Here is a 26,267-nt window from a genome sequence, read left to right on the forward strand (position 1 = left end):
AATGTGTCATTAATGTTTCTCTAAATATAAAACTTGTCATCTCATTGTTAGGTTCGTTATGGAGTAAGTTATATAAATAGTGGTTGGTTGCTTTTTTACTTCCTAAATCTGTTATTTCGTATATATGCAGTGGTAAACTAGCGAGGGTTTCTGATAATATTCTCACACATGAATATACAGCTGTCATCTGCATGGCACTTCTTTCTGTTACTCTATTTCCACTAGAACTTCCACCCATAAAAAAACTATAGGAACTTCCATTTAATCTATTTTTAGGATTATCTCTAGATTTAAATAATTTCATAAAATAATTCATACATACCTCCTAAATTTGAATACTAAAAAAGCACCTCTAATGAGATGCTTAATGCTGACCTTATGATATTATACTACTTTTTACTTAAAGTTTCGTTGAAAATCTTTTCAAATTCTTTGTCAGTTAGTTTATCGTTATTCTTACATATATATTTCCCAACAAAACCACTTTGTCTATCATACTCTTGTTCGCTAATAGTTAAGAAAAATTCTTGATGAAATTTTTTTATTAATTCATCACATTCATTTTTGTTGAATTTCAAATATAATAATAAAACATTTCGAATAGAAGGTAGCCATGCAGTATTAAATCTTCTAAAAATAAATATAGGTTTTACTTCTCCTTTTCCTTCTTCCTTATCTTTCTTCTCTAAATATTTGACAATACGCCAAATAATTATCCTTGCACTTAACATACCAACCTTTGTATTTGATGAAACGATATGATTTGTAAAACTAGATTTCTTACTTTTCGTAAAACCTGGATTCTTACTTCTAAAAGGAAAAGCTTCAAGATTAACAATTAACTTAGACATATCCTTTAACTTTTCCCACTCTTCATCATTCAAATTACTTATAAATTTTTGTACAGGTATTTGCTTTTTCTCTAAGTAATTAAAACAAACATGCGAAAAATAATGTGATAAGTAATATGCGTCTTCTTTTGAACAAGTACTCTTTATCTTTTCTAATTCTTGATATAGAATGCTACTTTCGGTTTCGATATTTATAATATGATCTTTTATATATTTTTTTAAATATTCTTCTTTTTCTCCAAGAATATTTAACGAACTATCTTCACTATTAATTTCTTTTGCTTCATTAAAATAGGAATATGCACCTACCTCTCTTTTTTTATCCTTTAGTGGAATATTTGGATTTACTAAACATAAAAATAATGTTACTATATCAATATTACCTCGAACATGATTTGGTATACCATAGTGAAGATTTTTATATTGATTAGACTCTAATTCACACAATCCTTCCTATATATTTAACCATGAAAAGTCTCGATAATCATTTTCTAGGTCATCTATGAACTTCAAAGACAAGTCTTTCACTTTTTCTGAAGTCCATGGGTTATACTCTTCTATTTTCAATAATTCATCAAAATCTTTAATTTCTCCGACATTTTCTTTATACTTAGAAATTAGTTTATTAAAAGACATAATCTTTCCTCCAAATTAATTTTATATAAAATATAACATAAAACTAAAACTAAATAAATAACAAGCCTCTGTCATTATAAACACTTTCTGTATTTTGATTTCCACATCTTATCGCACGATCCAATGCCATAATAGTCGCAATCGCACCGTCAATCTTTTCTGTTGATTTTTCCTTATCTGCTTTGATATTTCCTGCTGGGTCTGTTCGAATAAAAATGTTATCCATATTCCATCTTAAAACAGGATTCCCCCCATGAGCTATCTTTTGTTCAAGTGTGAGCTTCATCAATTCTTTAGTGGGTGGGCTCATATCTTTAAATCCCTGTCCAAAAGGTACAACGGTAAATCCCATACTCTCTAAATTCTGTACCATTTGAACGGCTCCCCAGCGATCAAAGGCAATTTCTTTAATGTTAAATATTTGACCTAATCGTTCAATAAATTTTTCAATATGACCGTAATGCACGACATTCCCTTCTGTCGTTTCAACATACCCCTGTTTCTCCCATAAATCATACGGCACATGATCACGTCTAACTCTTAACGGAATGGTATCTTCGGGTAACCAAAAGTATGGTAGTATCACATATTTATCGTCTTCATCTTCTGGTGGAAAGACTAATACAAACGCAGTCAAGTCAGTTGTAGAAGATAAGTCTAAGCCTCCATAACACACTCGTCCTTCAAGGTCTGCTTCATTGACGTTAAACGCACACGCATCCCACTTTTCAATCGGCATCCAACGGACTGCTTGTTTTACCCATTGATTGAGTCTTAATTGTCTAAAGGCATTCTCTTCTCCTGGATTTTGTTTAGCCGATTCACAAGCCATTTTGACTTTTTCAATGGGTACAGTAACTCCTAATGATGGATTGGCTTTATGCCACACCTTTGGATCTGTCCAATCATCACTCTCGTCTGCCCCATAAATGACAGGATAAAAAGTAGGGTCGACTTTCCGTCCGTCTAAGATGTCCTTTGCTTTTTGATGCGTTTCAAAACAAATCGAATGGGTATCTGTACCAGCTGTGGTAATCAAAAAATACAAAGGTTGCGTCCGTGCATCTCCACTCCCTTTGGTCATGACGTCAAAGAGTTTTCTGTTGGGCTGTGTATGCAATTCATCAAACACCACACCGTGGATATTAAAACCATGCTTGGAGTAAGCCTCAGCTGATAAGACTTGATAAAAACTGTTGGTTGGTAAATACACAAGTCGTTTTTGTGAGGCTAAAATCTTCACACGTTTATTTAAAGCAGGACACATTCGTACCATATCTGCTGCTACTTCAAAGACAATACTTGCTTGTTGTCGGTCTGCTGCACAACCATAGACTTCTGCACGTTCCTCAAAGTCCCCACAACAAAGTAATAATGCAACAGCAGCCGCTAACTCACTCTTACCCATCTTTTTAGGGATTTCAATGTAGGCCGTGTTAAACTGTCGATACCCATCTGGTTTAACAATGCCAAACAAGTCACGGATAATTTGTTCTTGCCATTGAAGAAGTTTGAATGGCTTCCCTGCCCATGTGCCTTTAGTATGCGATAGACATTCAATAAAATTGACGGCATAGTCAGCAAACTCTTTATTATAGGTTGATGTCTTTAATTTAAACGGACTTGGTTTATAGGTCATGTTCTGTCCTCCCAACAAAAAAGGAGCCAATGCTCCTAAATCAATTCATCTAAAAGTTGATATTCTTTTTCTAGCTGTTCTAATTCTTGTGTGATACATTGCCATCTAAATCCATTTTTACAACAGTCTCGTTTGTTTTTTAAACGATTCAGTTCCTTTTGTCTTTCTTCTAAAATCTCTCTTGCTGAAAATGGGTCAGTTTGTATCATGTTAAAATGTTTTTCAAATCTTGTCATGTTACTTTCCTCGCTTTCATGTCTTTACACGATATATCACTCTAAAACAACTATTTATCAAGTGATTTTTTCACTATTTAGAATGATTTTACGACATTCTTTTTCATCTTCTTCAATAAAAGTGACAAACTTGTATAAACCCCTATCCGATCCGTTTTTCTTAAGTTCTTGCTTGTTGAATGGCTTTATAAGCCTTGTTTATCACTTGACTTAGGGTTTCTGCTTCGCAAAAACGATCAAATGCTTCATCACTTAGTTGCCCTTTTGATAAATCCCATAAGGCTTCATGTGCTTGCTTGGCACACGTCCTTGCCGTTTGGGCAATCTCTAAAAATTGAATCGCATTGCCTACGTTTCCTTTTTGTGCTTGTTGAGTAGCTAAATCTGCATATTTTTTACAGGCTTTTATTTCTGTTTTTAATCCGTTGAGTGCTTCTTGTGTATGTCTGTACATGGTGTTTTCTCCTTTTGTTTTGTTACACTATATATCACTCTAAACGCTATGAATATCAAGTCTTATGTTGATTATTTCTCATAATGATTCAATTTTTTTAATCATCAAGTTTCATACAACAATCTTCACCCAATACGACACTCAATCGACTACCATTATCCCAATAAACCATAATAGAGCCAATATCATCTACTCCTAACACAGTCCCTTTTGTACCAATAGGTGGTGCTTGTTTGTCATCCATTTTAACAAGTTTCACTCGAGTACCGTTTTGGTACTCCAATCTTAATTTCTCAATGTTATTTTTCATTTTTTCCATCTGCTTTTCCCAACTCATAGACTTCTTTTAAAAGTTTCTCTAAACTCATCACATAAACATCCAAAAAGTCATCGTTATCTCGCATTCTAGGTACTAAATCGCCTCTACCTTCTAAAGAAAAAATATGCTTTTCTGCAACCTCGTATAATTTTTCGTTTAATGCTTGTGTCATCAGAATTAACCTCCTGTATTTTCGTTACACTATATATCACTCTAAACCGATTATTTATCAAGTCATTTGTTCGCTATTTCGAAGATTTTTTTCATCAGATAAACGACACATGGAAGGGCGACACCGTTTCCCCACATTTTATACTGAGCCGTATCCGAATATGGATTGGATAGCCATTTTTTAATTTGTTTATCAGACTTCGATTTGCTTTTGCCATTGATGAGTCGATGTTCTTCAAAGACAGCTCTCCAAAGCCGTATATTTTTTTCACTAGGTTCTAGAACCGCTAAATCCTTACACCAGTCATCTGGAAAGCCTTGTAATCGACCACACTCTAATGGTGTTAATCTACGAACCTTTAAGTTTCTTTCCATGACGGTTGGTGGATCTTTATAATCACTTGCCACAAGCGTCCCAACTTCATTCACATTAGCGATTGTATGGTGTGAGTTTTTACTGGTGGAATACACCACAGCTAATCCACCTTGATTTCTGTCTAGATTGTTGCCTCCAGTATCAATCGTTCTTGAGGTATCTGTTTCGTAAATAGTCGCCCTGACATTGCGTGTGTTTTCGCTTGTCAAACGAATGTCGTAAGTTTTGGCATCCACTACCAATGGTTGATTATTGTCCCCTAAACCAAGGTTTGCCCCCAATGTTGGGGATACGTCAAGTGGTCCATTAAATCGACTATCTTGTCCGTGATTTTCAAACACATACGGGGCTCGATTCCCTTTGGCACGAAGTGTGGCTGTGAAATCTTCGGTCACGTCCATACGCTCTCCACCTTGGTCGTTTAAGCACAACGTAGTGCGTCTTCCAATTCTTTTGGTAGTTGTTTTCCTCTCATCTGAGCTCGTTTCAATATTCCTTGGCACGCTTTTTTCGTCAAATAATATTTCACTGGCACTTCTGCCATTAAAATCTGCGACAAGAAAGATTCTTTTGCGTCTTTGGGGGACTCCAAAATACCGAGCGTCCAACACTCGCCATGCAAGAGAGAATGCTCCACCCATGATGTCGCCACTGTTTTCCCATTTTGAAGGTCTAGGGATAGATGTCTGTATGTCTTTGATGTGGCAGATGGCTTCAAGGACACATCTGAAATCTTCTCCTTTGTTGCTTGAGAAGGCACCTGGGACATTTTCCCAGATGATAAATCGTGGATAGTTACCATTTGTTTCCTTCCTCATTTCTTTAATTACTCGAATCGCTTCATAAAAAAGGTTAGACCGTTTACCGTCCAACCCTTGTCTTTTGCCTGCTATAGATAAATCTTGACAAGGACTACCAAAAGTAATGATATCTACTGGTGGTATTCTTTTGCCGTTGATATGTTGAATATTGCCTAATTGTTTGACTTCTGGGAAATTCTTCCTAGTGACAAGCACAGGAAACGGTTCGACTTCTGAATTCCAAATCGGTGTAATACCAGACAATTTTGAAGCGAGTTCAAAACCTCCTGACCCTGAAAACAAACTTCCCATTGTTAGCTTACGCATTTTCATCACCTACTAAATCATCGTATGATACTTTCTTATTATCACGGACGACATACACATCATCCGACTTTCCGACTTGTTCGATATATCGTTTTACAATCACATCACAAAATTTTTCATCAAGTTCAATGGAATAACAGATTCTACCCAGTTGATCACTCGCCAGTAAAGTAGAGCCACTACCACCAAACATATCTAACACGACACTATTGGTCATACTTGAATTTTTAATCGGATAAGCCATCAACTCGATGGGTTTCATCGTTGGATGATCTGCATTTTTCTTTGGTTTATCAAACTCCCAAATCGTGGATTCTTTTCTACCGGTATACCATTGATGTTTACCTTTTTGTTTCCAACCAAACAAAATGGGTTCATGTTGCCACTGATAAGGGCTTCGCCCCAAAACAAGTGACTGTTTTTTCCAAATACACGTCCCTGATAAATAAAATCCTGCATCTTTAAATGCTTTTCTGAAATTGTAGCCTTCCGTATTCGCATGGAACACATAGATACTTGCATCTTGTGCCATGACCTTTTCAGCTTGCGTAAAAGCATCACACAAGAACTGATAAAACGCTCCATCTTCCATATCATCGTTTTTAATTTTTCCTGCACTACCTTCATAGTTCACATTATAAGGCGGATCAGTTACCACTAGATTGACTTTAGTATCTCCGAGTAACTTTTTATAAGTTTCTTCTTTGGTAGAATCACCACAAATTAACATATGTTTGCCTAAATGCCAAATGTCACCGAATTGTGTGATCGTTGGTTTCGTTAACTCGTCATTGACATCAAAGTCATATTCTTGAGTCTCTTTGTCATCATCAAACAGTTTGGATAATTCTTTATCATCAAATCCAAGTAAGTCTAAATCAAAGTCTAACCCTTGTAATTCTGATAACTCAATGGTTAATAGGTCATTATCCCACCCAGCGTTAAGTGCTAGTTTATTATCTGCGATAATATAGGCTTTCTTTTGTGCTTCCGTTAGATGTTCCTCTTTTATACATGGTATCTTTTCAAGACCTAACTTTTGTGCGGCATAATAACGACCGTGTCCACAGAGAATTGTGTGATCACGTGATACAATAATTGGATTAAGAAACCCAAACTCTTTTATGCTGGAAGCAATTTGTGCAATTTGAGTATCTGAATGCGTCCTTGCATTGTTCGCATAAGGGATAAGGTCATGAATATTAGCTAAATAATAGGTTGCTTCTTTGTTCATATCACACCTCTAAAAAAGACCCCATTCGGCTAGTTTTTCAAAACCGCCAACGGAGTCTACATATTCTTTTGCGATGTTGACAATATCCTCATACGGTATACCGTCAATCGTTTCATCGCCAATAGCACAAGAGAACAACACAGATTCATTTACCTGTTGTGCTCTTAAAAAAGCATAAATATTGACCGATACATCTGCTTTCGATAAATCTTTACCATGTAAACCACCACCTGTTATTGAATCTGCCATATCACTGCCTAGCTTACGGTTAGTAGCCCCAGTGTCTACATCCGTACCACCAGTCCAATCACCTAACGGATTGATGATGGCATTTGGAAATTGACTTTGTAAAAACTGCGTATAGGCATTACTTTGACAGATGATTAGTTTCTCTTTGTCTAAAATATACTTGCCGTGAAATGGGTATTGTCTATAAATGTTTCGTGCAATATCTGATAGTCGTCTCTGTTCATCTGTGAGTGGAACACCTTTAAAGATACCATTATCACCACATCGCATTTTCTCTTTTTGATTATTTGCCAAATGTTCATCTTGTTTTTCAATTGTGATATCACACGATATCTTACCAGCAATGCGTTCAATAATTGGGATAATCTCTTTTTTCTTTAGAGTGACTGTGGTTTCAATAATGACATGACACTTACCATGTCCAATCAATACCTCAATTGCAATCTTTGGTTCATCTTCCTTTGTATAGGCTAAGTCCACAATTGCCCCTGCAATGCGATCAGCAATCTTGTCTGGGTGTTGTGGGTTTACTTTTTCAATCATATTTATAATCCTTTCCTAGAGCGTAATAATCGCTCCATCATATCGTTTTGAGGTGTAATATCATCAAATTCTGTAGAACAGTTTTCTTTAACAATTTGAAAGATTTCATTCCATAGCCGTACTGCTTGATTCATATAGTTAATACCAATATTAATAAATGGAGATGGAATGGGTTTGCCTGTTGTTGGATGCTTCGATAAAAAACCTAGTTTACTTGTCATCTCTTCACATTGAATCCATCTAGCACTACTCATGGCATATCTTTCAAGAAGTGGGGTCGGAACTTTCCTGCCAACTCCGATGTCATGGACCCACTTCCAGGTTTCTTCAAAAATTTCTTTTGCTTGAAGACTTGTACCATCTTTTTGTATTGTGGATAAAAACTCATGTGGCTCTGGCATGCTGACTCCTTCAATTTCAGGAATATCTAATATTTCTAGTTTTCTCCCACTAGGATTTCCTTCTTTATATTTTTCAATTGTGGCTTTTTTCTTTCTTCCTGCACCGATTCTTTTACCACCACGTCCTCCGATATTGTTTGATTTTGTCGGCATTTCTATCACCTCACTTTATTTTATTTTTGATTTTTCCCTATTACCCTTTTGATTTCGCTATTTTTGTGCGTGATGGGAGGCACCCGTTGTTGGATCGGATCATTTTTAGAGATTTAACTCCCCCCTACCCTTTCATCAGTCACCACATCGGTTTACAATGTGTTGTTTTTGTAGTATAATTATACTTGATTAAAGGAGGTATTAATTATGGCTACAAGTCCAACTCAAATTAGAATCGATTCGACTGTTAAAGAAGATGCCAACGCATTATTTTCGAGACTTGGCTTAGATATGTCTAGTGCAGTGAATATGTTCTTACGTCAATGCGTTCTACGTGGAGGTTTACCTTTTACAGTAGAACTTCCAAAGTATAATCAAGAAACGTTAGATGCTATGGAAGAAGCAAGAAAAATTTCTAAAGACCCAAATGTACCAAGTTATTCATCTGTTAAAGATTTATTTAAAGCATTGGATGAAGAATAATGTATCATATCAAGTACACCAATAAATTCAAAAAAAGTTATAAACTAATGAAGAAACGAGGCTATGATCTTAGTTTATTAGAGGATGTCATCACAAAATTAAGTAAAGGCATTCCTCTCGAAGAAAAACATAGGAATCACATGTTAACAGGTAATTTTGCTGGATATCATGAATGTCATATCAAACCAGATTGGCTTTTAATTTATTTAATAGAAAATGATATTCTAACCTTAACTATGATCGATACAGGGTCGCATTCAGATTTATTTTAGTCACTCACTTGAGTGACTATTTTTTATTCCATCGACTTCCATTTCGTGCGTGAATTTTACTGTGACAAGACTGACAAAGCGAGATTAAATTAGTTGTATCATGTGTACCACCTTCAGCGAGTGGCTTGATATGATGAACTTCTTCTACACGTTTCATACGACCTTCTTTAAAACATCGTTCACAGTAAGGATGAGCTTTAACATAACTGGCACGTATCTTTCGCCAATTATGGCCGTAACGTTTTCTGACTACTGGATTACGGTCATACTGTTCGTATCGCTTATTCTCTTGTCGTTCATGTTCCATACAAAATCGTCCTTCCGTCAGCTTCGGACAACTTGGATATGAACACGGTCGCTTTGGTTTTCTCGGCATGACTTTCTCCTTTGGGGTATGAAAAAAGCCCTGTCGGATTTCTCCTTCAAGGCTTCTCTTTATTCTATTTTGACAAGTATATCATAACATAAAGACTACTAGTCTTTCAACGTCCACTAGAGTCCACTGAAGTCCGTTCGAGTCCGAAGTTATCATATGCCCTATAAAAACTCACTATGGCATCGTTATGAAGTTCAAAAACACGCGAACGACAGTAGTTAATCTTCTTGATGATATTATTCCACGGTTGTTCATGTATATAGCGTTCCAGTAATATCAACTGTTGCTCCTTGTTTTCCACTAACTGAATCACATGAAAGATGGTTGATTTCACTGATACAATTTCTTTTTCTAATTCTTTGACTTCATTTTCCAAATCCATCGCTTTGTTCAATGCATCTGCCATCGGCTCTCGCTTACGATTAGGACTTTTAGGAATATCTGAATACTTTGGAGATTGTAAGCCTTCTGCGATTTGTCGATAACTCATCGCAAGATTTTGTTTGATTTGTATCTCTTTCTCTATTTCCTTTACTCGATTTAGTATATTCACTGCACTCATGTCTTTTACCTCCTGTTACTTTGAGGTAAATTCTCGATAGAATTTCTACTCAATCTGTGCTTTCACGGCATTCATCAGTGCCGTTTGTATTTTATCTTTTCGTTTCAATGCCTTTAGGACATCTTCATCTATCGTGCCTTTAGTGATAATGTGTTGAATCACCACTGTTTGTGTTTGCCCTTGACGATAAAGCCGTGCATTGGTTTGTTGGTATAACTCCAACGACCATGTTAGAGAATACCAAATCAAGGTAGAACCCCCTTCTTGTAGATTGAGTCCATGCCCTGCACTTGCTGGGTGGACGAGTGCTGCTGGAATGTTCCCTTTGTTACACTCAGCTATATCTTCGCTTGTTTTGATTTCTTTTACTTTGAATCTTTTTTCAATTCGTTCTTTATCTGATTTAAACCAATACGCCACTAGCACTGGCTTCCCATTTGCTCCTTCAATTAAGTCTTCCAGTACATCTAATTTTTTATCATGGATTTCATAAAACTTTCCATCTTCATCATAAATACTACCACTCGCCATCTGTAGTAGTTTGTTGGATAGACTTGCAGCATTTACAGCATCAATTTCCCTATCACTTACTTGCATAACCATTTCTTTTCTAAACTCTTCGTACTTTGTTTTATCTTTATTGCTCAGCTCTACATTTACTTCATTCATGACTAAATCCGGCATCTTCAGATGGTCTTTAGCTTTCATTGAAATGGTAATATCTGAAATTTTTTCATAGATTCGTTCTTCAGCATTCTTTTGTGGCTTATAGCTATATACAATTGCACCATTTCGCTTATCGGGAACAAAGTATGTGCTGCGGTAGTGACTAATATATCGACCCAGTCTTTCTCCAAAATCAAGTATTCTAAACTCAGCCCACAAATCCATCAAACCATTACTGCTTGGTGTTCCTGTTAAACCAACTATGCGTTTAATGTACGGTCGAACCTTTAGTAAACTTTTCACTCGTTTACTTTGATATGATTTAAAAGAACTCAGTTCATCAATGACTACCATATCAAAATCAAACGTTACTCCACTTTTGTTCACTAACCAATCTATATTTTCACGATTAATGATATAAATATTTACTTTCTTGTTTAAAGACAACAAGCGTTCTTTCTCAGTTCCAACTACCACTGAGTAAGTTAGTCTATTTAAATGTTCCCATTTTTTGATTTCACTTGGCCATGTACTGATCGCTACTCTAAGCGGTGCTATAACTAAAACCTTACTCACTTCAAATCTATCGTAGATAAGCTCATCAATAGCTGTTAGTGTTGTGACACTTTTGCCTAAACCCATTTCAAGTAGCAAAGCAGCTACCTTATTCTTCACAATGAATTCTTTAGCATATTCTTGATAACTATGTGGCACATATTTCATCAATTACACCTCCAGCTTGTTCTATCTCATCCATGAGCGAACAGTAAAAACCTAACTCCATCAATTGTTTCATTCTTCGTATTTGAAGTGGTCTTGGTTTCTTTCCTTTCTGCTTCACTTCTACAAAACCTATTTTCCCTGGTGGTAACAAAACTAACCTATCTGGAATACCACTCATACTCTGACTATTTAGCTTTAAACATAAACCACCTTTAGCTTTTACTTGTTTCACTAATTGTTGTTCTACTCTTTTTTCTAGCATTTCTTAATACCTCCACTTATATGGTTGCAGGTTGTAGAAAGTCTTATACTATACTTTTATATAGATTAAAAATTTTTATACTATAGAAAAAGTACTGTATATGACCTTCTATGACTTGCACCTTAGTTTAAAAACTCACTTTTCAAACGTAAGCCATAAATCAAAATACCTTGTTTAGTCTTTTTACGCTCGACTCCAATTGATTCCAATGCTGTGTAAAAATCAGAAGTACTTCGTGCATACTCCCCACTTCGTGCACAAAACGCACGATACTCACTATAAAACTCTCCTGATTTTTGAGTATAAGCCTTATCCATTTCACAACACTCTTCAATAAAATAACCTAACCAATCGTTATTTTTCTTATAGGTTTCAATAGATTCTTGCACGATTTGTGGTAAGGTTAGATGATAGTTTGCTTTAATTACTTTCTGAGCACCATCAATAACCCATTGAAGTATTACACTGCCACAGGTTTCATATAAATAATCAGCATAGTTCTTAATATCTTGACTGCCTTCAATAGTCGCTAGAAACGGAATAACAATCAAACGTCGCCACGTCCCTTTATCGATTGCTCCAACTTTTGGTAGATGATTGGTATAAAGGACTAAGGTGTGCGTTGGTACATACTTGAATGGGTCTTTGTATTTTTTCTCCGCTGCAATTTCATCTGTTGAACACAGTTGCTTGATGTTAGATGTATTTAGTCGCATTCCTTCTTCTAATTCAGCGGCAATTAGTAGGCGTTTACCCTTTGCCTCAGCTAGTTCTGGTTTGACGTTTCGTCTAATTTGACTCGTTAAAATATCTGCCGAGATACTACCAGCGTAGGTTCCTAATATTCTTGAAATGACATTCCAAAAGGTGGACTTCCCATTTCGTCCTTCGCCATAAGAAATAATGAGTGCCTCTACATATACTTTGCCAATTGCAGCTAAACCTACAATCAGCTGAACATAATCAATTAAATCTTGGTCATTTACAAAAATAGTATTTAGTGTTTCTAGCCATATATGTTCATTTTCGTTTGATACACTTACACTTGTCTGTTTCGTAATAAAATTACTAGGATTATGTGCTTGCAAGCTACCGTTTTGCAAGTTAATTGTTCCTTTTGGAGTATTGAGTAGAAACTCATTTGTGTCTAAATCTACAGGTGCTATTTGTATCATCGGATGTACTTCTTTCAAAGCAGACCAAATATATTTGCTATCACGTCTTTTGATAGCATACTTTTCATAATTCAAAGCATTCTCGTATTTTTCATATGCACGTTTTTGTAGTTTATTAAATTGCTCTTTCGCTTTTTTAGCCCCTATTCCTATAATGAGTTTCATAGCACCAGTGTTCGTTAAATCTTTTAAACACTTTTCAATTTCAATCGTTGCCTCATCTAATTGTCGCTCGGTTAATTCTTGTGCGACTGCTTGGGCTAAAGGTTTAGACTCTTCCCAAAATCTTCCGTTATATACTAAATACTCTGTTGAAGGTGAGTAACGTAATTTATGTTTGTACTCACGAGCAAGAACCGTTGCTTGCCCAACATCCGAGTAGTCTGTGGGCATAAGTTGTAATTCTTGGTTATAGTGTTCTGGTTGAATGTAGTCTGCTTGACTGCTTATCTTATGACCAAACTTAATTGCACTGTTCCAAATCGTACGCAGTTCATCTTGTTCTAATGGTGGATTACACTTTTCTGCCTCTTTTAAGAACAATTGATAAGCAGTATCCGAATTGCCATATCGCTTGATAAGTTTTCCTGCGATATGACTCAGAGTAGCATTCCTTGAACCTTCTTCAATACTAGGTAGTTGTAACTCCATTTCTTCAAACACATCCACATCATCAAACAATAGTTCATCAATTGTTTTAGTCCCTTCAAACCAAACAATCTCATCCGTATTATGTCCAAAGATAAAACGTGCAGCGTCTAGTGCATTAGCATCAAAGAAAGAATACTTTGCTTGTACTTTTCGTTTGAAGTTCTCACATTCTTCAGTACTATTAAACGACTTATGTGGAAAATAAACATGGTGTCTTGGTCGTACTGATCTTCCATTTTTATCTTTCATATTATTTCTACTTGGAACTACTGCGTAACTCACACCGTCTAGTAAAAACTCATAATCTTCTGGATAAATCCAATCACTTGGATTGTCGCTATGCTCGTTATCACAGTCAAACACATCACAATCACTACTTATAAAGTTTTCCTTATTTCGATAATTGTTTTTAAACCTCGCACAAACATGGTCATGTAAAACGGCTTGTTTTAATTCTTCAGCATTACGTACTGTATGCAACGTTTGGTATACGCAGTTTTTCGCATTCCCACTATCATTAGATGAATAAATCGTCAGATTCATACGCTACCTCCAAAAAATCATTATTAAAATGTTTAATTGTTTGACGTCTTTGCATTGCGACTTGAATTTCTTTTTCCATACCTTCTGTAATGGTATCTCCTAACACCCATAACTCTTGACATTTACCTAAAAAGATAATATCCATGAACATCGCATCTTTTCGATGTTTTTTGTTGTCATCATCCATAAATGGAAACAGTAAGTGTGGAGTTAGTGGAATACAACCTTTTTGATAAGCTAATTCTGCCAATTTAACTGCATTTTTAATATTCCTTTCTACATTCCCACTAAATGGTGCGCAGATATAAATCAAGGGTTTAAACTCCGTCCCTTTTTCTTTCATTACTCGATTAATTGATTTTGACATTGTTTTGCTCCTCCCATTTTGTTTTGTACCACTCTAAGTGTCGTTTTCTATCTTCATAATTTGAAAAAGCAACAAGCAATCCTACATCCACTTTTTGTAAAACTTCAACAAGATTAATCTGTTCTTTTGTTAAATAAGGTCGAATACTTTTTCCTTTTTCAATTCCGTTAGCAAGTCTAAATTGTTTAGCTGACTGTCCTAAAGCTACTCTGTTAATCAAGTCACACTCATTACTGAAGTGGTATGGTTTTGGATTTATATGAATGAGTTTAATGTTTTCAGTTAAATGTGGAAATTCATATCTTGCAGACTGTAATGTCGAGATAAACTCTTCCATTTCATTGAATCGTTTAATGTACAACTCTTTAAACTTCATCGCCTTAATTCCAGTGTATCCCATCACAAGCATCGTGAACCCATCTCTAGTTAAGTAGTAACAAGGTCTTTTTTGATTTTGCTTATCTTTATAAGACCCCAGCGCAAAATTGCGCTCAGCAAATTCTTCACTTAGTCCAGAATTTACTTCAGTCATTTTTCTAATATCCCTCAGTACTTCTTTGTGGTTTTTCCCAAATGCCTCAGCCACAAACAAACTATCTACTCGTGCAATATCATGCTTGTCGGCAAAAATGCCAAATTCGTTTTTTGGTATTAGCTCTTTCATAGTAGCTACCTCCTATAGTTTTATCTTTTGAAAAGGTCTTATACCTCTCACATCTATAGGCAAAGAAATTTAGCTAAAATGAACCCCCTTAATAAAAAAATGTGAGAAAAAATTTCCCACATTAATCTTTTTTATAGAAATCACACACATATCCGTCTGCATTTAACATCAAACCTTTAGCCCAGTCAGGTACATGGTTCATAACTTGAATAATATCTTCGATCTTTATGTTTTTATCCCATTCAATAATTACTTCATCGTGTACGTGGGCTACTATGTCATAATCACTTAAATTTTTCATCGCATATAGCAAAATATCTCGGGCAATTCCTTGAACGATATTTTCGACAAACTTAGGACCATAACTTTCAATTCGCTCCCATTTTTTCGTTGTGCCTACTCCTTCATAAGTCACTGACTCACTACCAAACTTGTTCATATCAATTCGTGGTTTGATGTAGGTTAGTTGACGTTTACTAGGTAGTGTTATTCTAAGTAACCCACTTTTACAATTAAACTCAATTCCATGTTTTCTAGTTGTTGTCCGTCCTTTCACCGCATCTTTTACAGCCTTATCGAAACTCCACCAAAGATCAACAATATTTGGATTAGACTCTCGCCATACATCAACCAGTGGTTTTAACTCTTCTTCAGCTAATCCCATATCTAATGCTCCCATAGCCGTTAAGGCTCCAATCGACCCACCATAACCAAGAGCAAGTTCAGCAATTTTCCCTTTTTGCCTTAAATGATTATTTGCACCATGCTTTTCAACTGGAACACCAAACATCTGACTAGCACTAGCACAGTAAATGTCTCCATTTTCTTTAAACACTTTTTCACGCCAACTCTCTCCTGCAAGCCATGCAATCACTCTTGCTTCAATAGCTGAGAAATCCGCTACATAAAATTTTTTATTTTTTGATGGAATAAACGCTGTACGAATTAACTCTGATAACACTTTAGGAATATCATCGTAAAGTAACTCTAAGTTAGAGTCTTTCTGTTTGAATAGTTCCCTTACTTCAGATAAATCCTTCATATGGTTTTGTGGTAGATTTTGCAATTGAACCAATCTACCACTAAACCGTCCTGTACGATTGGCTCCCAAAAATTGAAACATACCTCGACACCGATTATCCTCGCAAGCTACATTATTCATTGCTTGATACTTTTTAACCGATGACTTCGCAAGTTGTAGTCTTTTACCCAATACTTCAGCAATTTCACCTTTTGTTTCTTTGACTAATTTCATAACTAATTTCTTATCCAAACTTTCAACTTCTATTCCTTTAGATAATAACCACTCTTTTAATTGAACTACTGAATTTGGATTATCTAAACCCGTTATTTCTTGTAAATCTAATAAAAGCTCATTTCGCACTTTTTCATCTGTTTTGATTGCTTGTTTGACAAACTCTTTATCTACTAAAATGCCGCAATCATTGATTCTTTGATCCAAGATGTACTCATCCCATATAAAATCTGGTACTGGAAATTTTTTTAGCTTAGTTTGTATTGCTTGTTCAGTTTCTACATCTCGCTTATTGTATTCTTTAAACTGTTGCCACTTTTTTTCATCATGATAATAATAATTTCTTGTTCTTTGCCCATTTGACTTAGTAGGATTACACGGTACACAAAAATAACGAATAAGGTCTTTGCCTTCTGTTAATTTCTGCTTATCCAATCCTAGTACAGTACCTACTCCTTCAAGCGATAATGGTAACCCCATATAAGCAGACCATATCATCGTGCATCGCCAACTCATCGGGTTTAAGTATTCTCCAGCTTTCAAACCTAGATAACGTGATAAACAAATACGTTCAAACTGTGCATTAAATGCCCATTTAGCTATCGTGTTATCTTTTAGCACATCAACTATTCCTTGCGGTATCTTCTCTCCACTGGCGACATCCACTATGTTGGCGGGTTCATCATTAATCGAATAAGCAAATAGTAATATCTCAAAATCATCTGACTCAACATAACGATACACTCCTGACTTTGCGAGGTTAACACTAGAGAATGTTTCAATATCAATACTGAGTTTTTCTATTTTCATTTTTATCTCCAATCAAACAAAGGGAGCGAATCTCTCCACTCCCATTGTCATCTACTTATCGAATTTGTCTTTAATTTCAATGTATAAGTCAGTTAGTCGCTTAATGATAATTTCACCAATATATACACCTAGGAGTAGGACAAGTAAGCCATTTACTATGTCAATCATTGTTTTTCCTCCTTACGTTTTTTCTCGTTGCGAATATCATCACGTACAGACGTATAAAGCATAAATAATCCAAATAACGTCCATAAAATCATTGAAACATAAGCCATTACTGTTAAAAATTCACTCATCTTTTTATCCTCCTAAGCTAGAAACTCATCATCTTCTATTGTACTAAAATCATCAGCCGCATTACTTCTACCACCTAATGGTTCTCCATCTCGTAATTTTTGGATATTCCCTAAACCACAGGCGATTCCTTTATTTCCATTAGAGTTAAAAGCATAGAAGTTTAACGATACTCGCCCATAACAACCACTGTACACTTCTTCACGGTTTAAAATGGGTTCTACATTTTTATCTACGATTTGTGGGGCTGTTGTTGAATTAGCATTAATGAAATAATGTCCTTTATAGGCCTCATCTTCTCGTTCAATATCCCCATCACGTAGTGGTAATTTTATCGATTGTTTATTTGGTTTTTTACCTCCAAATTTAGCAATTCCTTGTTCAATCGCAACATCTATCGCTTTTTCAATTTTTGTGATTGTTTCTTTATCATCCTTTGGAATTAAAACCGATACACTGTACTTTGGATTACTTCCATTGATAGACACCGGCTCCCAACCGTTAAAATATGAAAATCGTGTGTTTACTCCCGTTACTACCTTTGTATTGTTTAACTTATTTGTCATGTTTACTTTTCCTCCTTAAATTCTTGTTTTGCATTATGCATAATGAATGTTTTTCTTTTATCTGTTATTGGCACAAGAGTAGGCTTACCTTGTGGTTTATAAATGTAATTTCCTAATAACTCATTGAACTTATCTCGTCCCATCAACTTTTGCATATCCGTCAGTGTAATTAGACTTTGACGATAAATGTTCGTATAACCATTTTCTTGTGCTATTTTTGCGACTTGTTCTTCATCTTTAAATTTACGAATTGAACGTCCTTCTACTAACTTGTAACCAGACCACTCTTTATCAGTTTCTATTGCGACTTTCGTTGCATATTCTTTTATCTCCGTTGCCCATTTAACTAAGTCATCTACGTGTTCTAGCACTTCTTCTATTTCTGCATCGGTTAATAAATGTGGCGACGCTAGTTGAAATTGTTTGAGTTTATCATGATAGTCTTTCCTAACTCTTAGTACGGCATTACAGTTACTAAATTGTAGCCAAGGTCCATACTCAATCGTTCCTTCACCTTTAAAAGCTAATTCAGCCTTTTCTTTTAACTCTGTATTCGCCCAATGTAACAAATCGTCTACTGATTTCGTATCCCTTGAAATATGAAACTTTCGCGGTTGGAAGATGGTCATCGTGACTTCCTTAATGTCGTATAGTGCATCATAGAGATTTAAAGCGCCTAGAGCATACAACATCATTTGTGGATTATCTTTTGCATCAACTTGTACAGATTTTCCATATTTAAAATCAATAATATAGAGTTTTTCATCTGCGATAATCAGACAATCACCGGTACCAAAACCTTCGGGTACATAGTTTGAAAAATCTAAACGTTCTTCAACCAAGACTACGGGGTCTTTTGTTGACTGCTTGATATTTTCCAGTTCCTGCAAGATATAGGCTACATAATCATCTGTATATGCGTCCATATCTATGTCGGATACTTGAATCATCTTATATTTCATACCGAGTGCTTTTCTTAATTTGTTTTCTGCTACAGCATGTGCGAGTGTTCCCTCATGTGCTACTTCACTTGTCTTGTTTGCAAAAAATTTTTCTAATTGTGGAAGTCCTGGACATGTAATCCATCGATGTGCTGACGATGGACTTAAAACCGCATGTTTTTCAGTCATTCTACAACACCTCTGCTTTCTTAAATAAATCTTCATAGTCAGATGTATTTATTTCAGATAACTTAACCACACCATACCCTTGAATTAATGCCCTTACTTCCGCAGACTTTCCTTCCTTAGATTTTTTTGCAAGTAAACCACGCACTTCTTCAAGAGAGACTTTCGTTTTTTCTGAATTTTTATTTTTTTCTTCTATAGCACCTACTGTTTCAACATTTAGTGGTTTAACCATTACGTCATGTAGATCTTGAAGACTATCAGCTAAATTTCGCAAATTCTCCACTACGTCTAGCAACAACTTCGTTTTACTCATCCCTATCTTCTCCTTTCTTCACTTCATGTATCTCTACCGATTCAACGCTTTGACCAGGTGTTAGGACTAAAATCTCAAGATTTTCTCCAAACAGCCACTGTGCTATTTTCCGTGGTATAATTCGCATACCACCACGTAGCACCGCTTTCTTGTTGCCACCACTATCTGTTACGTTGATACATACTCTATGTTTTAAGTTCATAGCAACTATCCTCCTATATATTTTTTGAAAGGCTTAACCCCTTCACATATATAGGCAAAGAAAAGTTGCTAAAATGAACCCCCTACTCAAAATTTTTTCGTATTGCTTTAAAAATCTTTTGTAGGCGATTATGAATCGCAGATGGAGAGACATTCTATTGTCTTGCGATTTCCACTTGGGGAATTTCGTCATAAAATACTTTTTGAATCAGTTCTCTTTGTTTAGGTGTCAGTTTTTGCATTGCATCCTTAAGCTTTTCAACGTTTTCATCAAGCTCTATATTATCTGATACTGCCAAAATTGATGTTTTGTCTAACTGAATGCCTTTTTCTTCTATGGCATCTAACGACTGTGTGTAGTTAAAGTCCCATTCTTTATCTGGATGTTCTTTTTCCCACTTGTTCTTTTCTGCTTTCTCTTTATTATTTAAAATCTTGCGTTTATTTTTGATATTGTTGTAAATCTCAGCATCGTCCATTTTATGAAGAGTATCTATTAAAATCTCTGTTTCTTCAGTGCCATCTGGTTTGATTTCACATACAACTTTTGTTTTCCACTCACCTTTTTCTGTCTTTTCTGTTACATAATACTTGTATGTAGTGCGTTTGTTTTGTGGGGTTTTCTTCCCAATGTAATTTTTATTAACCACTTTTGGTTACCTCTCTTTCCATAATGGAAATGAGGAACCCAGTGGAATTTCCTATTGTTGTTGATCATAAAATGAATTCCTCATTTCAGATCAACCAACTGGCTAGGTTGATACTATTAAATTTTGTTTTCCCTTCTTCGCTGCCAGTCATCAGTAGCTAATTGATGAGCTAAGAAGGGAATATTAATAAGTAGAAAACTATCTTTTATTGTAATTATTTGTCTAAAAACAAAATTTTCTTATACTATTGAATATATTTTTTGCTTCAATTTTGATATAATATTTACAATAAATGAAATTAATTGTTTCTACATATACTACCCTATAGTAGATATAGTCCTAGTCAAATGTACTTTGAGGTGCCTAAGGTACCTGGGCGTTACTAATTTAAGAAAGGAGGAAAAAATATGACTAAAAATGTTCCTTATCTTACAGGAGGTATATTTTTTTCACTACTTTTACCTGCTAGAAAACCACGGCAAAAAGCAAGAGATAAACTGAAAGGTGGAACCGACAATCTACGTGAAATTGATCTAATGCACGCATTAAATTATGTTTTAACTGGTGATGATACTTCAAATATGGGAAACACAATAAAAAAAGCTACAAGTAACTATAAGCAATGTTCAGATTTTAAAAGTGTATACATTGAATTAGATAATTTTCAGAACGTATCAACATTTGCTTCAAACAAAAATAACCTAGAAATTCTTTCTCGAATTTCTAGGTTAATAAATAATTATTTAGGAACAGATAAAAGAAAATGGCTAACTAAAGTACTATTGGAAACCATAATACTAGATATAGAAATATCTGATACAGAGCATTTTGATATTGATATTAATCAAGAGATAGAAAAGAAAAATTTTCCTCAAATTGAGCATGTATGTCTTCCCATATTTCTTTTTAGCATCCTTCGATTTATATTGAAAAATCGAACAGATAATAGCTTAGGTAGACCAACATTCCTAAGTTGGCATTCAAAGTCTAGCCAAGGAATTTGGAAATTTAATAATGACGCCTTAGGAAATAGATTTAATAGTATTCAATTAACTGATTTATCTGAAGATGACATTAATAATATGTTTAATTCATCTTCTTCCCAGATGAATGTAGTAGCGTCAACAAAACCTATTGATGATGAATATATTCAAAATACCTTAGAAGAGAATAAACAGAATACACCACAAGTTACAAATAATTTTTTCAATGCAAGTAATGGTGGGGTGATAAATTTAGAAATTAATAATTTAGAAATTTCAAATAATAAACCTTTAGTTCCTATTGCACAAGCCAGATATAATAAGTATAAAAATACCATAACTATATCTGGAGTGGATATAAGTATACCAATCAGTATTTCTCCAGATGCTAATATAAGTAGTGAAGATGAAAAATATGTACAAGCCCTTTATGAGTTATATTCTGAGATTACTAACATAGATATTACTTCATCAAACATTAATTCTCTTCTACCTAACTTAAAAAACCACTATGAAACACAAAATAAATCTTATTTTGCGTTAGAGCAAAAACAACGCGCTATTAGAGATGTATTTGATGACGGAGAGTATCAGATGGAGATATTGAAAGAAGATGCATTTAGTGGTATCGAAATGACATACCTAAATCATTATACTACTGGATTAGAGAGACTAAATGCCATATTAGAAAAAATTACTACTATTACTTTAGATAATTCAACATTAAAAAATATCATTGGATTGATAGGAAATTTAGAAAAAAGAGGTATCTGTCATGTTTTAGTAAATGATAATGTAATTAGATCGTGGGTGACAATAGATGAATAAAATATTTAATACTCCTACAGAATTCAGTCTACGCACATTATTGATGCTATCTGTTCAAACCTCTCCTATTTCGTTAGAACGGATATATCTTTATGATTTTATGGTTTGTTTTTCAAAAATATTCAATATTGCACTTCATAATTTACATGGTAATTCTTCACTAGCATTTAGTCAATTATCATTAAGAAGAACTTTTACAAAAAAAGGATTACAAATCTTGATACAAAAAGGATTAATAACAGCTACATCGACTGAACATGGATTCGTCTACGCCATTAATAATAACGGAATTAACATTGTAAACTCAATTGAATCAGAATATAAAAATGAATACATTATCTTAGCTGAAAAAATTTATAAAAACTTTCATCACAAAAATGATATTGAGTTACAACAATTAGTTAGCAAAAAATCTATAAAATTGGAAGGAGGTATACTTTAGTGTCGTTTTATATAAAAGAAATACGAGCTACAGGAAAATTAAGAAAAGATGCTATTATTGAGTTTTCTCCAAATATAAATTTCATTATTGGACCATCTAATACGGGTAAAAGTTGCATTGCCGATTCTATTGACTATTGTCTAGGTAGTAAAAATCTCCCTTTTTCTAAAACTCATGGTTATGATAATGTTCAACTCACTCTTATTCACCCAGAAGGTAAAATTATCATTTCCAGAAATTTTAATACAAATAAAGTACATATTACTTCAACAATCCCAACTATTAACGATGGAGATTATTATCTAAACGCTAGTAAACGTAGCGACAAAAAGATGTATCTATCCGATTTATTATTGTACTTAATAGGTATAAATACTCCTGTTAATGTTATAAAAAATAAAGATTTTGTGCGAAATTCTCTTACATGGAGAACTATTTCTGATATTAATTATATTTCTCAAACAAACATTAGTAATAAAGAGTCTATACTTCTCTCTATGGATAATACTAGCAAGACTGCGTTTTTGTCTTCCTTAATTTATCTATTATCATCAAAAGATTTTTCTAGTTATGACGCTAATGTAACAAAAGAAATACAAGAAGCAAAAAATACTGCCCTTAACGATTATGTAGCTCTTAAAGTAAATAGTTTAGTTCAACAAAAAAATATATTGGTAAAAAACTTATCAGAGTTCGAAAACTTAGATATAAATAAAGAGATGACAACTTTAATTAAGGAACTCGAAATATCTGAAACAATCATCAATCAATATAATACACAAGCTAATACTATTTTAGAAGATATTTCTAAAGTACAGAATGAATTAATTGAAAATGACGTACTCAAAGATAGATATAATAATTTGAGAGAACAATATATTTCAGATATCAAGCGTCTTTCTTTAATTGTAGAAGGAAGCACATTACTGGATGCTCATTCTAATGGTGGACTGTGTCCATTCTGTGATTCTGAAATTAAAATAGAAGGTAATCACTCATATATTGAATCTGCAAAGGCTGAACTTAGTCATATTTTAGAACACTCTCATTCTCTAGAATTAACTACGCTTGATTTAGGTAATGAAATTGAATCTCAAAAAGAAACTTTAAAAAACTTAAATAACGAGTACTTGAAAATAAAAAGTCATATCAAACGCACTTTACAACCACAAGTGGATAGTATAAAAAATACACTCTCTTTATACACAAAATATAGTAATCTCAAAGAAAATCTGAAATCTATTGATGATTACATTTCTTCATATGAGAAAGATTTAAAAGATTTTGGAAAAGAAACTACTGATAAAAAAAATGAGTACCATCCTAAAGAGCATTTCTCAAGTAATTTTTACGATAGTCTAGGAGATATAATTAAAAGTCTTTTATCAAGTTGTAATTATCCCGATGTTTCAACTGTTGAATTTAATAGAAAAGACTTTGATGTACGTATTAATGGATTGAAAAAACATCAAAACAATGGGAATGGTTATAGATCTTTTGTAAATAGTATAGTAGCTTTATCATTGAAAGAATATATGAATGAATATGCTGACCATAATATCGACTATTTAATTATAGATAGTCCTACTCTAGGTCTAGATGAAGAAATATACCAAGATCAAAGTGATTTAATGAAAATAGGTTTATTCAATTACTTAACCCAATCGTATAAATCTGGACAGTTAATAATTGTAGAAAATGCCGAACATTTCAAAGATATGGATACTCAAAATGCAAATATTATTGAATTCTCTAATTTTGGAAGACAAGGCTTTTTATATCTAGAACAGGAGGAAATTGATGTTACGAATTAGCTATAACAAATTATGGAAACTACTAATTGACAAAGGAATGAACAAAAAAGAACTAATGGAAGTCAGCGGTGTCAGTCCTTCTTCTATTGCAAAATTAGGAAGAGGAGAAAATATTACAACAGATATTTTGCTGAAAATTTGCAACGCTTTGGATTGCAGACTCGAAGATATTATGGAAAGTTACAAGGAGGAAAATTAAATGAGTATGCACATTACAGGAAATAATTCACATGGTTTTTCAAATGAAGAAATTTTAGTAAAATGTTTAAATAACAAATCTTTACAAGAATTATCATCTCATTTAAAACAATTTATACTAAGTATTTGCTCGGATAATCAAATTTCAATTTCTGACAATACGATAATTACCTCAGAAATTGCCACTAAAGAGCTTGATCCCGTTTCAAACAAAAAAATAAATGTAAAACCTGATTTTTATATACATATAAAAGATAGTACATTTGGTATTAGTACAAAAATTGGAAATGGAAACAGTGTTCATCAGGAAGATATTGAATCTTTTATAAATTGGCTAAAAAGTTTAAATAGTGTTAATGACTGCGATGAGTCGGTATACAATGATTTACGATTATTAATTTGGGCAGATGGTACAATTGACGGAACTGCACCTATAAAAAGAGATCTTAAAGGTAACGTCATTGGAAGATTTTCAACCACTCAGTTCAAAATATTATTCTCAGATAAATGGACAAAAATTCAAAATTTATTGACCAATAATAAAGAAGCAATAATACGACGTGCATTATTTTTTGGCAAAGTAGGAAAGGAAGTACATTATATCTATCATGGAAATGAACGTCATGGATCCTGGATTAAGCAATCAAAATTACTAGAATTTAACCTAGAAAATGAAATAGAAAAAAGCACCTTTAATGTTGGTAGATTGTCTTTCCAAACTTATAATGCCGACCTTAAAGGAACTGATTCTGGCAAAAAAAAACGTGGATATATTCAACTTAAATATGGAAATATACAAAACGATCTTGCAAACCTAATGTTACAAAATACCAACAATATAGGGACATTCGAGGGAAATATTGAAGAATTCAGTTTTTCTAAACTACTAAATAAAAACAAATCACATTCCTTTTGGAAATATTTGAGTGCAGATCTCAATTTAGACACTAACAATCACTACTATGTCATTAAAGTTGTTGGACATAAATTTTCAAAAAACGCCAAAAAGAAAGTTATGTGTAAATCTGACAATTATATAATTAGAACCTGTACGCCAATTGATAGGAATCTACTACTAAAAAATGACTATCAACTAACTGAAGAGGATTTAAAACTAATACCTAACTATGAAATATTAAATAACTCGGGTATATCAGTAAAACTAAAAGATTCAAAAAATTATACAATTACTAAAATGTCGGTTACGAATTTCAAAGATGCTTTCACTAAATATATTGATGAAATCGATAATAAAATTGCAACTTTGATATTTTATTGTGATAAAAAACAAGTCAATAAAAACCCTACTATTGCAAATAATTTAAATGTAAATATAGAAAATTATATCAAGTTCTGCAATGAATATTATAAAATAAATGTAACGAGTATATTGGACTATAGTGCTCTAGGTAAATTAACAACATTGGTAAAAAATGAAATCAAACAAGTTATCGATGCTAATATAGACCTTAAGGAAGCTTTATTCCAAGGCAAAGGGTGGTTCAATCCTCCTTACTATACATCTTTTTTATTTTCGCACGGAAAATTAAGCAAAGAATTACTAATGCCATACCATATTGATAATGGATCTGGTAGAAGTAAAGGAAAATACTATATAACTATCAAACCAAATTGATAAAAACAAACGAT

32 protein-coding genes are annotated in these 26,267 nt (G+C 33.9%); 7 read left to right on the top strand and 25 right to left on the bottom strand.

Going from position 1 to position 26,267, the window contains the following annotated elements:
- From KMP12_RS03630 to KMP12_RS03685, 12 genes are all read right to left on the bottom strand, one after another.
- Positions 1-316: phage portal protein (locus tag KMP12_RS03630; RefSeq protein ID WP_215756384.1), on the bottom strand; the 316-nt coding region annotated here is incomplete at its 3' end.
- A 73-nt stretch (positions 317-389) separates the two neighbouring features.
- Positions 390-1,298: a hypothetical protein gene (locus KMP12_RS03635; RefSeq protein ID WP_215756385.1), complete on the bottom strand. Its 909-nt coding sequence runs from the start codon at positions 1,296-1,298 to the stop codon at positions 390-392.
- Positions 1,299-1,304: 6 nt separating this feature from the next.
- Positions 1,305-1,487 carry a hypothetical protein gene (locus KMP12_RS03640; protein WP_215756386.1) on the bottom strand — a complete coding sequence of 61 codons (183 nt, stop codon included), beginning with the start codon at positions 1,485-1,487 and terminating at the stop codon, positions 1,305-1,307.
- A 49-nt stretch (positions 1,488-1,536) separates the two neighbouring features.
- Entirely contained in the window at positions 1,537-3,126 is a 1,590-nt protein-coding gene (locus KMP12_RS03645) for a terminase large subunit (protein WP_215756387.1), read from the bottom strand.
- Between the two features lie 35 nt (positions 3,127-3,161).
- Positions 3,162-3,362, bottom strand: a complete 201-nt coding sequence (locus KMP12_RS03650; RefSeq protein WP_215756388.1) for a hypothetical protein — start codon at positions 3,360-3,362, stop codon at positions 3,162-3,164.
- Positions 3,363-3,522: 160 nt separating this feature from the next.
- Positions 3,523-3,816, bottom strand: coding sequence for a hypothetical protein (locus KMP12_RS03655; RefSeq protein WP_215756389.1), 294 nt, complete (start codon positions 3,814-3,816; stop codon positions 3,523-3,525).
- 97 nt (positions 3,817-3,913) lie between these two features.
- The gene (locus KMP12_RS03660) at positions 3,914-4,135 is read right to left on the bottom strand and encodes a DUF4314 domain-containing protein (protein ID WP_215756390.1); all 222 of its coding nucleotides are present in this window, start codon (positions 4,133-4,135) and stop codon (positions 3,914-3,916) included.
- The gene (locus KMP12_RS03665) at positions 4,116-4,307 is read right to left on the bottom strand and encodes a DUF6900 domain-containing protein (protein ID WP_163545661.1); all 192 of its coding nucleotides are present in this window, start codon (positions 4,305-4,307) and stop codon (positions 4,116-4,118) included. The genes KMP12_RS03660 and KMP12_RS03665 overlap by 20 nt, the downstream gene beginning before the upstream one ends.
- A gap of 62 nt (positions 4,308-4,369) precedes the next feature.
- On the bottom strand, positions 4,370-5,809 hold the full coding sequence (locus tag KMP12_RS03670) for a DNA cytosine methyltransferase (protein ID WP_215756391.1): 1,440 nt from the start codon (positions 5,807-5,809) through the stop codon (positions 4,370-4,372).
- The gene (locus KMP12_RS03675) at positions 5,802-7,043 is read right to left on the bottom strand and encodes a site-specific DNA-methyltransferase (RefSeq protein ID WP_215756392.1); all 1,242 of its coding nucleotides are present in this window, start codon (positions 7,041-7,043) and stop codon (positions 5,802-5,804) included. The genes KMP12_RS03670 and KMP12_RS03675 overlap by 8 nt, the downstream gene beginning before the upstream one ends.
- A 9-nt stretch (positions 7,044-7,052) precedes the next feature.
- On the bottom strand, positions 7,053-7,835 hold the full coding sequence (locus tag KMP12_RS03680; RefSeq protein WP_215756393.1) for an S-adenosylmethionine synthetase N-terminal domain-containing protein: 783 nt from the start codon (positions 7,833-7,835) through the stop codon (positions 7,053-7,055).
- 2 nt (positions 7,836-7,837) lie between these two features.
- Complete coding sequence (locus tag KMP12_RS03685) at positions 7,838-8,389, bottom strand: terminase (RefSeq protein ID WP_215756394.1); 552 nt, start codon at positions 8,387-8,389, stop codon at positions 7,838-7,840.
- 207 nt (positions 8,390-8,596) lie between these two features.
- On the opposite strand from KMP12_RS03685, the gene KMP12_RS03690 reads away from it, so the two are divergent.
- Entirely contained in the window at positions 8,597-8,872 is a 276-nt protein-coding gene (locus tag KMP12_RS03690) for a type II toxin-antitoxin system RelB/DinJ family antitoxin (protein WP_215756395.1), read from the top strand.
- Complete coding sequence (locus KMP12_RS03695) at positions 8,872-9,144, top strand: type II toxin-antitoxin system YafQ family toxin (protein WP_215756396.1); 273 nt, start codon at positions 8,872-8,874, stop codon at positions 9,142-9,144. The genes KMP12_RS03690 and KMP12_RS03695 overlap by 1 nt, the downstream gene beginning before the upstream one ends.
- Before the next feature lie 16 nt (positions 9,145-9,160).
- Here KMP12_RS03695 and KMP12_RS03700 read toward each other — a convergent pair whose 3' ends face one another.
- The 13 genes from KMP12_RS03700 to KMP12_RS03760 all read right to left on the bottom strand — a co-directional run bounded on the left by KMP12_RS03700 (position 9,161) and on the right by KMP12_RS03760 (position 20,352).
- Positions 9,161-9,451: an HNH endonuclease gene (locus tag KMP12_RS03700; protein WP_252344692.1), complete on the bottom strand. Its 291-nt coding sequence runs from the start codon at positions 9,449-9,451 to the stop codon at positions 9,161-9,163.
- A 175-nt stretch (positions 9,452-9,626) separates the two neighbouring features.
- Positions 9,627-10,082 carry a DUF1492 domain-containing protein gene (locus tag KMP12_RS03705; protein WP_215756398.1) on the bottom strand — a complete coding sequence of 152 codons (456 nt, stop codon included), beginning with the start codon at positions 10,080-10,082 and terminating at the stop codon, positions 9,627-9,629.
- A 45-nt stretch (positions 10,083-10,127) separates the two neighbouring features.
- Positions 10,128-11,471 carry an SNF2-related protein gene (locus tag KMP12_RS03710; RefSeq protein ID WP_215756399.1) on the bottom strand — a complete coding sequence of 448 codons (1,344 nt, stop codon included), beginning with the start codon at positions 11,469-11,471 and terminating at the stop codon, positions 10,128-10,130.
- Positions 11,452-11,733 carry a PDDEXK family nuclease gene (locus tag KMP12_RS03715; protein WP_215756400.1) on the bottom strand — a complete coding sequence of 94 codons (282 nt, stop codon included), beginning with the start codon at positions 11,731-11,733 and terminating at the stop codon, positions 11,452-11,454. The genes KMP12_RS03710 and KMP12_RS03715 overlap by 20 nt, the downstream gene beginning before the upstream one ends.
- A gap of 122 nt (positions 11,734-11,855) precedes the next feature.
- Entirely contained in the window at positions 11,856-14,102 is a 2,247-nt protein-coding gene (locus tag KMP12_RS03720; RefSeq protein ID WP_215756401.1) for a phage/plasmid primase, P4 family, read from the bottom strand.
- Positions 14,077-14,445, bottom strand: a complete 369-nt coding sequence (locus KMP12_RS03725) for a DUF7768 domain-containing protein (RefSeq protein WP_215756402.1) — start codon at positions 14,443-14,445, stop codon at positions 14,077-14,079. The genes KMP12_RS03720 and KMP12_RS03725 overlap by 26 nt, the downstream gene beginning before the upstream one ends.
- Before the next feature lie 7 nt (positions 14,446-14,452).
- Positions 14,453-15,133: a Rha family transcriptional regulator gene (locus KMP12_RS03730; protein ID WP_215756403.1), complete on the bottom strand. Its 681-nt coding sequence runs from the start codon at positions 15,131-15,133 to the stop codon at positions 14,453-14,455.
- A 121-nt stretch (positions 15,134-15,254) separates the two neighbouring features.
- Positions 15,255-17,192 (bottom strand): DNA polymerase, encoded by a 1,938-nt coding sequence (locus KMP12_RS03735; protein ID WP_215756459.1) that lies wholly within the window; start codon positions 17,190-17,192, stop codon positions 15,255-15,257.
- Positions 17,193-17,506: 314 nt separating this feature from the next.
- The gene (locus KMP12_RS03740; RefSeq protein WP_215756404.1) at positions 17,507-18,058 is read right to left on the bottom strand and encodes a DUF2815 family protein; all 552 of its coding nucleotides are present in this window, start codon (positions 18,056-18,058) and stop codon (positions 17,507-17,509) included.
- A gap of 2 nt (positions 18,059-18,060) precedes the next feature.
- Positions 18,061-19,188: a DUF2800 domain-containing protein gene (locus KMP12_RS03745; protein ID WP_215756405.1), complete on the bottom strand. Its 1,128-nt coding sequence runs from the start codon at positions 19,186-19,188 to the stop codon at positions 18,061-18,063.
- A gap of 1 nt (position 19,189) precedes the next feature.
- Complete coding sequence (locus KMP12_RS03750; RefSeq protein ID WP_371821661.1) at positions 19,190-19,471, bottom strand: rRNA biogenesis protein rrp5; 282 nt, start codon at positions 19,469-19,471, stop codon at positions 19,190-19,192.
- Between the two features lie 22 nt (positions 19,472-19,493).
- Entirely contained in the window at positions 19,494-19,703 is a 210-nt protein-coding gene (locus tag KMP12_RS03755) for a hypothetical protein (protein WP_215756407.1), read from the bottom strand.
- Positions 19,704-19,857: 154 nt separating this feature from the next.
- Positions 19,858-20,352 carry an RNA polymerase sigma factor gene (locus KMP12_RS03760; protein ID WP_215756408.1) on the bottom strand — a complete coding sequence of 165 codons (495 nt, stop codon included), beginning with the start codon at positions 20,350-20,352 and terminating at the stop codon, positions 19,858-19,860.
- Positions 20,353-20,759: 407 nt separating this feature from the next.
- Between KMP12_RS03760 and KMP12_RS03765 the strand changes: the two genes are divergently transcribed.
- From KMP12_RS03765 to KMP12_RS03785, 5 genes are read left to right on the top strand one after another with little or no spacing between them, the layout of a single operon-like run.
- The gene (locus tag KMP12_RS03765; protein WP_215756409.1) at positions 20,760-22,163 is read left to right on the top strand and encodes an ABC-three component system protein; all 1,404 of its coding nucleotides are present in this window, start codon (positions 20,760-20,762) and stop codon (positions 22,161-22,163) included.
- Positions 22,156-22,605: an ABC-three component system middle component 2 gene (locus KMP12_RS03770; RefSeq protein ID WP_371741342.1), complete on the top strand. Its 450-nt coding sequence runs from the start codon at positions 22,156-22,158 to the stop codon at positions 22,603-22,605. Before KMP12_RS03765 ends, KMP12_RS03770 begins: the two co-directional genes overlap by 8 nt.
- Entirely contained in the window at positions 22,605-24,419 is a 1,815-nt protein-coding gene (locus KMP12_RS03775) for an AAA family ATPase (protein WP_215756411.1), read from the top strand. Before KMP12_RS03770 ends, KMP12_RS03775 begins: the two co-directional genes overlap by 1 nt.
- Entirely contained in the window at positions 24,406-24,618 is a 213-nt protein-coding gene (locus KMP12_RS03780) for a helix-turn-helix domain-containing protein (RefSeq protein WP_215756412.1), read from the top strand. The genes KMP12_RS03775 and KMP12_RS03780 overlap by 14 nt, the downstream gene beginning before the upstream one ends.
- Positions 24,619-26,253, top strand: coding sequence for a hypothetical protein (locus KMP12_RS03785; RefSeq protein WP_215756413.1), 1,635 nt, complete (start codon positions 24,619-24,621; stop codon positions 26,251-26,253).
- The last annotated feature ends 14 nt before the right edge of the window (positions 26,254-26,267 follow it).

It is taken from the genome of Gemella sp. zg-1178, assembly GCF_018790995.1.
Classification (GTDB): domain Bacteria; phylum Bacillota; class Bacilli; order Staphylococcales; family Gemellaceae; genus Gemelliphila.